The 8,729-nt window shown below is 58.4% G+C and carries 10 protein-coding genes; 7 read left to right on the top strand and 3 right to left on the bottom strand.

Annotated features, from left to right (window positions below; translation table 11 throughout):
• Both tnpC and AXW67_RS36315 read left to right on the top strand, forming a co-directional pair.
• Positions 1-642 (top strand): IS66 family transposase (gene tnpC / locus AXW67_RS36320; protein WP_145927375.1); only part of this gene is annotated, 642 nt, incomplete at its 5' end.
• Positions 639-878 carry a hypothetical protein gene (locus AXW67_RS36315; RefSeq protein WP_063681769.1) on the top strand — a complete coding sequence of 80 codons (240 nt, stop codon included), beginning with the start codon at positions 639-641 and terminating at the stop codon, positions 876-878. The genes tnpC and AXW67_RS36315, both read left to right, overlap by 4 nt.
• A gap of 394 nt (positions 879-1,272) precedes the next feature.
• Here the strand turns inward: AXW67_RS36315 and AXW67_RS41250 are convergent, their stop codons facing one another.
• From AXW67_RS41250 to AXW67_RS42465, 3 genes are all read right to left on the bottom strand, one after another.
• Positions 1,273-2,244 carry a spermine/spermidine synthase domain-containing protein gene (locus AXW67_RS41250; protein WP_161491331.1) on the bottom strand — a complete coding sequence of 324 codons (972 nt, stop codon included), beginning with the start codon at positions 2,242-2,244 and terminating at the stop codon, positions 1,273-1,275.
• Positions 2,245-2,518: 274 nt separating this feature from the next.
• The gene (gene speD / locus AXW67_RS41245; protein ID WP_082908159.1) at positions 2,519-2,926 is read right to left on the bottom strand and encodes an adenosylmethionine decarboxylase; all 408 of its coding nucleotides are present in this window, start codon (positions 2,924-2,926) and stop codon (positions 2,519-2,521) included.
• A 316-nt stretch (positions 2,927-3,242) separates the two neighbouring features.
• Complete coding sequence (locus AXW67_RS42465) at positions 3,243-3,554, bottom strand: hypothetical protein (RefSeq protein ID WP_145928106.1); 312 nt, start codon at positions 3,552-3,554, stop codon at positions 3,243-3,245.
• Positions 3,555-5,158: 1,604 nt separating this feature from the next.
• On the opposite strand from AXW67_RS42465, the gene AXW67_RS36295 reads away from it, so the two are divergent.
• The 5 genes from AXW67_RS36295 (at position 5,159) to AXW67_RS36270 (ending at position 8,648) form a co-directional block, all read left to right on the top strand.
• The gene (locus AXW67_RS36295) at positions 5,159-5,998 is read left to right on the top strand and encodes an RMD1 family protein (RefSeq protein ID WP_063681771.1); all 840 of its coding nucleotides are present in this window, start codon (positions 5,159-5,161) and stop codon (positions 5,996-5,998) included.
• A gap of 43 nt (positions 5,999-6,041) precedes the next feature.
• Positions 6,042-6,284 (top strand): site-specific integrase, encoded by a 243-nt coding sequence (locus AXW67_RS36290; RefSeq protein ID WP_063681765.1) that lies wholly within the window; start codon positions 6,042-6,044, stop codon positions 6,282-6,284.
• Positions 6,281-6,532: a hypothetical protein gene (locus AXW67_RS36285; protein ID WP_136623786.1), complete on the top strand. Its 252-nt coding sequence runs from the start codon at positions 6,281-6,283 to the stop codon at positions 6,530-6,532. Before AXW67_RS36290 ends, AXW67_RS36285 begins: the two co-directional genes overlap by 4 nt.
• Before the next feature lie 536 nt (positions 6,533-7,068).
• Positions 7,069-7,356, top strand: coding sequence for a type II toxin-antitoxin system Y4mF family antitoxin (locus AXW67_RS36275; protein WP_063681762.1), 288 nt, complete (start codon positions 7,069-7,071; stop codon positions 7,354-7,356).
• Positions 7,353-8,648 carry a type II toxin-antitoxin system HipA family toxin gene (locus tag AXW67_RS36270; protein ID WP_063681761.1) on the top strand — a complete coding sequence of 432 codons (1,296 nt, stop codon included), beginning with the start codon at positions 7,353-7,355 and terminating at the stop codon, positions 8,646-8,648. The genes AXW67_RS36275 and AXW67_RS36270 overlap by 4 nt, the downstream gene beginning before the upstream one ends.
• Positions 8,649-8,729 lie beyond the last annotated feature (81 nt).

Below are 8,729 nucleotides of genomic sequence, written 5' to 3'. Positions count from 1 at the left end.
CGCCAGCCCGGACCGATCCGGGAAGCTGCCTGCTGGTCGCATGGAAGGCGCCCGTTCTTTGCCATGGCCGACATCGAAGAGAATGCCCGGCGCAAGGGCGCCGGAAAAAAGGAAATCCCGCTCTCTCCGATCGCGATCGAGGTCGTGCGGCGGATCGATGCGCTGTTCGAGATCGAACGCTCCATCAACGGCAAGAGCACCGAGGAGCGCCTTCAGGTGCGACAGACGCTGAGCCGGCCTCTGGTCGGGGACCTTCAGGTCTACATGCGCGAGCAACTCGCCAAACTGTCTCGCGGCCATGACCTGGCCAAGGCGTTCAACTACATCCTGAAGCGTTGGGCGAGCTTCACGCTGTTCCTGGAAGATGGACGCGTGTGTCTCTCCAACAATGCCGCCGAACGGGGCTTGCGAGGAATCGCTCTTGGCCGGAAGTCCTGGCTGTTCTGCGGATCTGATCGCGGTGGACGGCGCGCCGCGGCCATGTACAGCCTGATCGTCACAGCAAAAATGAACGGCGTCGACCCGCAAGCTTGGCTGGCCGACGTCCTTGCTCGCATCGCCGCCCACCCAGCTCATCGGCTGGACGAGCTTCTGCCCTGGAATTGGACCCCGGCATCAACGTTCTCCGCTCGAGCGGCATGACCACGCACGTCAACAAAGTCCATCACGTCACCACCATCACCCAGGTCGCCAAGGACCTTGGTGAAGACGAAGATTGGCTCCGCGACATCTCGATTGAAGTGGAGATCGAGGACGGGGTCATCTGGGTCAATGGCGTCGGAGAAGATGGCGTCAAGGCGTTCACCGACTTTGGAATCGAGAACCTGATCGAGCTCATCAGGCTCTACAAGGAAAACCCCGGACTGCTGAAGCGGTGATCCTGTGGCCTACGCCGAATGGATACACAGGTTCGGTCCAATCATCGCGATCGTCGTTGAGGACGAGGCCGCTAGCGCCAGCGCTGAACTAGGTGCCGTCGCTGCGACAGACGCGCTCGCGCTAGTTCGGGTCGTAATTCGCGCCATAGGGGGCGGTCACCATCAGATGCGGCGTCACGCCCGCGAGCGCGCGGCCAACGTGTCTCCGCCATATCGTTGGAATTGTACCACAGCGTGGATTTTAAAGTCAGGAAGTCAGGACGCCGCCAACTTTGAAAATGATCGCATTGACAAATCGGGATCTTGCGTCGTGAAACAGATATTGTCCGACGCAGAAAAATATGGCTCAACATAGCCCTCTCACAAACTGGTCGAGGGGGCGCATCGGGCTTTGTTACTTTGCTTGAGGTACGTGTTCACCTAGTTGTGTGAGTATCTTTTCGAGATCGCCCATCTTATTATCTTCAAAGATAGGCCCGTCCGACGCAAGCAGCCTTTGCGCTTGTGAGCAATGGGTACAACACGACCTAAAGAATTCACCGGTTAAGTGAGAGAGAGATACCTCCAAACGTTTTGAGATTGTCGAATTCATAGCCGACGCGGATAGTCGGTTCGGGTCGAACCAGTCAGATGCGACGAGAAATCCCCAACCTCGCAAGAATGAGGGAATCAACGCGCTGTAACTATGAACTTGCTCAAAGACGCTCTTGAGCGTTCGCGCCAGCATTGCATGAGCGCGGCCGTCAGCAAAAGAAAACCTCAGCGCCTGAACGGCAACAACGCCGCCAGGCCTCAGCCGCCTTTTGATACGCAGATAAAATTCCCGAGTGTAGAGAGCCAGCGCCGGGCTGTCGGAAACGAGATCGCTCAAATCGATGATAATGACATCATAAAGGTCTTGGTCGTTTACGATGAACTCTCTACCATCCAAGAAAACAACCCTGCATCGGGGATCGTCGAAGGCGCCTCGATGCCAGTCTTTCAGATATTCCCGGCATATATTAATCAGCTCGCTGTCGAGATCAACCATCGTTGCCGTCTCGACCGACTTATGGCGTAGCGTCTGCCAAATGGTCGCTCCTTCTCCCCCGCCGATAACTAGTACAGTCCTAGGTGCTGGATGAGCGAGCATCGCGGGTTGGACCAAGAGTTCGTGATACAGTTCCTGATCCAAAGCAGCGCTTTGGATCATGCCGTCCAAGAAAAGAGTGACGCCATAATTCGCGGTCTCCGCAACGCATACAGCTTGAAAAGGCGTATGGCTGAGATGAATGATGCGGCGCAGACAATAGTTGTATCTATCGAAGTTATCGCTGTCTTCTGAGAACGCAAGATAAGTCGAATGTTGATTGTCTTGCGTTGACATCACGGGTCTGTGCGTATGCGAAGAAGAATTCTCACTCATCATTCGAGACCCTGTGCAGTGCGGACGACAAATCCAGATGCAGTGACTTGACGAGATTGGCGCGAAACTATGTCTGCCTGTGAAGGACTATGAGTGTGAGCAGCAGTAGCCCGATGCGAGAGGTCCGGCGAGCCGAACTGATCGGCTCCCTTGCTGCGTTGTGCCCCGCTGTCGACGGTTCATGACCGCCGATCGCATCCCCCTCCCGCGACCACGTCTGGCCGCGGCGCAGCCCTTATGGGCTTTGGTCGTAAGCTCTACCTGCCTGACCGTTACCTCTTCTTACACTGCGGACGTCAGATCGTTTAGGCTGGAAAGCCTCGATCAAAACCGCGACTGCACTTTTTACATCACCGCTGCCACAGACAAAAACATCAGCAGCCACGTAGCCGCTCTCAGGCCAAGTATGTAAGGTCATGTGCGATTCAGCCAGCAACGCCACTGCCGAAACGCCATGACTTGGGAAGAACCTATGCACATGAAGGTGGATCAGCGTCGCCTTCGCTGCGCGAACAGCTTTTCGAATTGCGTCTTCCGCGATGGACGGATCGTAAAGGTGGTTAGCTTCCCAAAGGTCAAGCAGGATATGAGGTCCACCAATAGATTTTACCGGTCCAGCATCAATCGCTCCGTCATCAGTCATTTTGCATTCTCAGTTGAATTTTCGGTCCGATAGACCTTGATTGCCTCGTCCATGTCTGGCCGACCGATCGGTCGCTGTGCGCCTGCTGCTGCATGTAGTTCCTGACGGACCGCGCAAAGATCAGAAAATCGGCCTTCCGCCCTATGCGCCGGCTGGCGCTCAATACCGTGCGAAGGAACGCGAGCAGCCAGAATTCGCCGTTGACCTTTCGGGGAGGTAGGGGCTCGCATTATACACGGAACCGACCTCACGCAGACAGCGGAGGTAAGCGGACAGCTTCGCCAGTCTTCTCGCGGTCGTCGGGGATCGAGCAGCATCAGGTGGCCGCCTTGAACATCTCAGCGCTTGCGGCGGTCGACGCCTCATCCAGCTCCGCTAGCCGCGCTCGCGGCGCCCCAGCGGTTTTCGCGACACAATAGGCGCTCACATACTCATCGAAGCGGAAAACGGCCGCCTCCCGGTGCTCAGCGATCCTCATACGCGTCGAAGCTCCGCCGCGCGCGATAATTTGCTTGCGCTTGGCGCGCCGTTCCGGGCTGCCGTTTTTCGACCAACGAAGCTTTCGGGCACGGGCGCGACGGGTGACGTCATAAGGGAACTTTTTGACTTCGGCGGTGATCCCAGCCAACAGTTCGACGCTGCGGGACGGGACGCTCTACGCACTACAAGGGAAATGACGTTGTTCATGCGAATGCTCTTCAATTTGGCCGATCAAAGCCGGAGCGGATTCCAGACCGCCAGTTAGCATATACGATCGATTACTGTGTCGTATCCCACATTGACCGCGATCAAATAAGCGCCGGCTCGCGCGAAAACTTCGGCATGCCAATCTGACGCAAGAGAGAAGATTAGGTGCCCAAACGGCGGGCGCATTAGCCAAGGAACGGGTTCGAATTGCGACGCGTTCCGCATGCGAACGGATCGCACAGTGTGATTTAGCAGGAACCTGTTCTCGCGCGGATAAGCGATGAGCGCTTGAAGGCGGGGGGCAATTGCCAACGGAAGACGAGGCGACACGATCGCAGGGGCGACACAAGTTGAGCGAATGGGGCAACCATTGAGAGAGGTATGACGCTGCGGTGAAATCAAACGGCATCGATTCGTCTTCCCTCCCGGGCGCGCTTTGCGCGCACGACATGTACCTTCCGAAACAGCTCAACTTAGCTGATATTTGAAGAGCAAAGAGACTATCAAGTCTGGTAGTATGTCCGCGCCTAAGTCCGACTGGCGCTGCAACGTCCGCGCAGCCGGCGGGTGCTTACGGAAAGGCAATCAGTTTCCGACGAGCACATCCAAATGGATTTATTGCGAGCCCGTTTGGCGGTTTGAAGCTGTCCTCTATGGCCCGGCGATGGCCTTCCACCGACACCGGCTTCTGCATGAACGTGCGCCTGCGACGAACGGCATCACCGCTGATGCGAGGGTTGGTTCAATACTCTCATGTTCGGCAATTTGGAAGACTATGGGGTGCTGACGACGGGATCTGACGTTGCGGAGCAAACCGCGGTAAAGGTCCACTTCCTTCACAGCCCAATGTTTGCGCTAAGATTTCCGGCACTCCTTCCTGGCAACCAAGAGGAAGCCGGCCTATCAATTCCCGTAGGTTGTTGCGCATGCCCCGGCCGGGTAAATGGACCTTTGCGTCGCAGGACTCGAAGTTGGAGGACGCCGTAGAGGCAGCGCGCAGGCTTTGCCCACAAGGCGTTGACGTCTTCCACGGAACCAAGCACCGAACTGCGACATGGCTTCTTCGGCCCCGTGCAGGGGCTTGATTGGTCCGCAATGTTCGCGCGGCAGAAACTCGAGTAGAAGCGGATAGAGACTCATCAGCCCAACTGCTCATCCTTGACATGCTTCGCTGGGTCGAAGTGTACGCGCTAGCCTCAACCATGAGACGGTCACTTGCTCGTTATTGGCTTCAGCCGCGACAATGCGACGTCGAACCGCTTGACCACGAGCGGAACATGATCGCAGCATTAAACGGCGCTCCCGAACGAACAGTAGGTGCAACTTGCCCAAGATGACAGAAGGCCGACCTCATCGCGATGGAAGTGACTGTGTCCTCGCGTGCGCGCTCCGACGAATGTAATTGACTTTTATCGCGAAGATTGTCGGGACAGTGCGACTGACTACACCCCTGCAAAAATGGCGGCCCTTGCGGCGTGCGGCCGTCGCTTCTCGACGAGCAAACAAGCAAACGGTAATCTGCATCTGTCCAAGCAGGATCTTCGTGTGAACGCCGATCAACTCTCTGTGGGCACGCCCGCAACATTACCCGGGCAGGACCCCACGCCGGGTTTGCGGATTCGCGCTCTGATGCTGGGCGACTGCATCAATGCCGCGGGTCTGGAGATCGGAACGCTGGTGTCATCAACGCCCGTCGCGTTCCGCGTCCATGCTGGACTCGCCGTGATCTTCCGCTACGGCATCGTGGTGCTGATCGGCCTCTTGCCCTCCGAAGAGAAGGCTCTGATCGACATCTTGAAGCCGCGCGTGGTCGGCGAATTCAGCCCCTACGAGGAAGAGACCGTGCAGGCGCAGCTCTGCAACGACGAAACCTCTGAGACGATCCAGCCGGGCGGGCCAATCTGCATCGCCAAATTCTCCGACGACCGGCTGCTCCTGATCGCCGACGCGATCGCCAAAAGCACGGCGCTTACCCGCGACGAGCGCCGCGTCGCCGCCGTCTTTGACGTCATCGAGCCCTTTGCGCGTGAGCTCGCCCAGCGCGGCCGCACGCCGCGCCGACGCAAGGGAATCCTGCAACTGATTGGTAACGTGCTGCTGGTGCAGCAGGGCGTCGCAGGCCGGGTCGCCGTCGCGGAGAAGCCCGACGTACTCTGGGAGAAGCCTGGGCTCGACCGTCTCTATTCGCGTCTGGAGGACGAATATGAGCTGCAGGAGCGTCTCGACACGCTCGAGCGCAAGCTCAAGGCGATCTCCGAAACTGGGAATGCGCTAACGGATATTATCGACACGCAACGCTCGCTTCGGCTGGAGGTCGCCGTGGTCGTGCTCATCCTGATCGAGGTCGTGATCGGCTGCGTCCAGATCCTCACTGGAACTCACTAGCGATTACGTTCGCTCAATCGCGAAGTTCTCAGCGTGTAGGAGCATGAACGGTCGCGTGTTGTCCGACGAGCGCTCGAACAGGGCCGGCATCGCCGCGCCCTCAAAGGGCACCAATCTGCTCCGGCACTGGGCGGCGACTGCCATGCTGCGGGGCGGCGCCACGCTCGACATGCTCGGAACTGTGCTCCGACATCGGCCGCCTGATATGACCGCGCACTACGCCAAGGTCGACATTCTCATGCTGCAGCAGATCGCGCAGCCGTGGCCGGGAGAAGCGCGATCTTGAGCCAAGATCTTGCCAGATACGTAGCCCTGCAGCGCTTACTGGGATTCAAGTTCCGCATCCAGCATATCCTGCTCAGGGGCTTCGTCGCCTTCGCCGAGGAACACGGCGACGGGCAGGTTAAGAACGCCCGCGCGCTCGCTTGGGCCGCCCACGCCCCGTCACCGGAACAGCGCCGCATGCCGCGCGGCAATTTGGGTGGAAGCTCCCCACCCAGATTGTCGCGCTATACGCTGGGCATAGAGGCATAGAGATGCTTGTCGAGCGAAACCCGGCATCTGGTCCAAGCGAACTCTCCGGGAGCCGGCACTCCGTTTCGGAGTTCGATGCGGAGATCGGGGCTTGGCGAGGTAAGGCGCGCGTTCTTTATCTCCTCCGAACGACCATTGAGCTTGCCATAGATGCCCTCCACGATCCGGATCAGCTCTTTGGATTCGGCCTGTTGTTGGACCGCGCGGTCGTGATGCGTGGCCGCCCGCAACGGTAGATTCAAGATTATCCTCAGCGCGACTTAAGTCCTCTCGAAGGGGCGGTTTCTCTCGCCATAGACTATTGAAGTCTTCATTTCGTCGTCAGGAACAACTTAAGGACGAGAAACCGATGAAAACTTAGATTTTGATAGCTCCGCTCGGATCTGTGGCTGAATGTCGCCCATTGGACTCGGTTATCTCTTGGTAATGTCAGCGATCGCTGACATTTGAAAATGTCGGCGAACGGCGACAATTATCAATTGTCAGCGAGCGCTGACATATGTTAATGTAAGCGAACGCTGACATTGGATCCATCCATGCTCATTCGCACCCCCGCCGACCTCGGCGCCGTCATCAGGGACAGGCGCAAACGTCTAAAACTCGACCAGTCGACCCTAGCCAAGCAGATCGGCGTCAGCCGTCAGTGGGTCATCGACATCGAGCATGGCCACCCGCGCGCGGAGCTGGCGCTCGTGCTGCGGGCGCTCGATGCCCTCGGCATTCCGTTGGATGCCGACGACCAGCAGATGACCAGCCGCAGATCAGCCCGTAGCGCCATCGACATCAACGCCATCGTCGCCAAAGCCAAGAAGAGCAGAACATGACAAACGAGCTTGTCGCACTTCTGGACGGCGGTGAAATCGGCCGCCTGCGCAACGATGCGCGCGGCCGGTTGGCCTTTATCTATAACGATGATTGGCGTGGATCAGCCGGAGCTTACCCGCTTTCGCTTTCGATGCCGCTGGCCGCACAGGAACATGGTTCGGCCGTCGTACAGGCCTTCTTGTGGGGCCTTCTGCCCGACAATGAACAGGTGCTCGATCGCTGGGCCAAGAAATTCCAGGTTTCCGCCCGCAACGTCTTCGCGCTCATCTCCAACGTAGGGGAAGACTGCGCGGGCGCCATCCAGTTCGTTGCACCAGATCGTCTCGAAGCTCTGCGAAGCGGCAAGGACGACAAGACCGAATGGCTCGACGAGGCGGAGATCGCCAAACGCCTTAAGGCCTTGCGCGAAGATCACGCGGCATGGCGCCTGCCGCGTGACACGGGACAATTTAGTCTTGCAGGTGCACAGCCGAAGACGGCCCTTCTATTGAAGAAGGGGCAATGGGGCATTCCATCCGGACGAGTTCCGACCACGCACATCCTGAAGCCGCCCACCGGGCATTTCGACGGACATGCGGAGAACGAGCATATCTGCCTGCGGCTCGCACGAGACCTCGGACTGCCGGTGGCCGATACAGGGGTCATGCGGTTCAAGAACGAGATCGCCATCGTCGTTGAGCGCTACGACAGGCACGTCAGCGGCAACGACATCATTCGAGTCCATCAGGAAGACATCTGCCAGGCCATGGGCATCCTGCCGACCCGCAAGTACCAGAATGAAGGTGGGCCGACCCCGTCCGACGTCGTCGAGCTCCTGCGCACCCACTCCACAGACCGGGCGGCCGACGTGGAGACATTCGTCAACGCCTTGGGGTTCAATTGGCTCATTGGCGGCACTGACGCGCACGCCAAGAACTACTCCCTGCTCCTGGCCAGCGGCCCCCATGTCCGGCTTGCGCCGCTTTACGACGTTGCCAGCATTCTGCCCTACAAAGACATCGACCTGCGCAAGATCAAGCTCGCGATGAAAGTCGGTGGGGAATACAAACTCGACCAGATCGGCTTGCGCCAATGGCAAAAGTTTGCGCGCGAGACGCGCGTCGATGCGGATGAACTTGTTGCAAGTCTGGTTTCCATGGCCAAGCAGATCCCCGACCTTGTAGCGGACATTCACGCGCGCGCGAAAAAGGAGGGGCTTGAGAATGAGATCGTTGAGCGGTTGGCCAGTGCGTTGAGCATCCGAGCCAGGGACTGCGAACGCCTTTTGCAGAAAACGCAAACTGCTCCCTGAGGCAGCCCAAGGACCAGCTGGGACATGGGAGTGCTGCCAAGAATGGCGCATCCCCTCTATCGAGCTGCGATCTCTTTCGCC

Source organism: Bradyrhizobium neotropicale (assembly GCF_001641695.1).
Classification (GTDB): domain Bacteria; phylum Pseudomonadota; class Alphaproteobacteria; order Rhizobiales; family Xanthobacteraceae; genus Bradyrhizobium; species Bradyrhizobium neotropicale.
The sequence above is the reverse complement of the archived record's forward strand: the minus strand, read 5'-3'. Positions and strand labels throughout refer to the sequence as shown.

Bases quoted from the DNA above. Each gene is read 5' to 3' on its own strand.
- speD (WP_082908159.1), bottom strand. From the start codon at position 2,926: ATGACTGATGACGGAGCGATTGATGCTGGACCGGTAAAATCTATTGGT.
- AXW67_RS36315 (WP_063681769.1), top strand. From the start codon at position 639: ATGACCACGCACGTCAACAAAGTCCATCACGTCACCACCATCACCCAG.
- AXW67_RS36275 (WP_063681762.1), top strand. From the start codon at position 7,069: ATGCTCATTCGCACCCCCGCCGACCTCGGCGCCGTCATCAGGGACAGG.
- AXW67_RS36270 (WP_063681761.1), top strand. From the start codon at position 7,353: ATGACAAACGAGCTTGTCGCACTTCTGGACGGCGGTGAAATCGGCCGC.
- AXW67_RS36290 (WP_063681765.1), top strand. From the start codon at position 6,042: ATGAACGGTCGCGTGTTGTCCGACGAGCGCTCGAACAGGGCCGGCATC.
- AXW67_RS41250 (WP_161491331.1), bottom strand. From the start codon at position 2,244: ATGTCAACGCAAGACAATCAACATTCGACTTATCTTGCGTTCTCAGAA.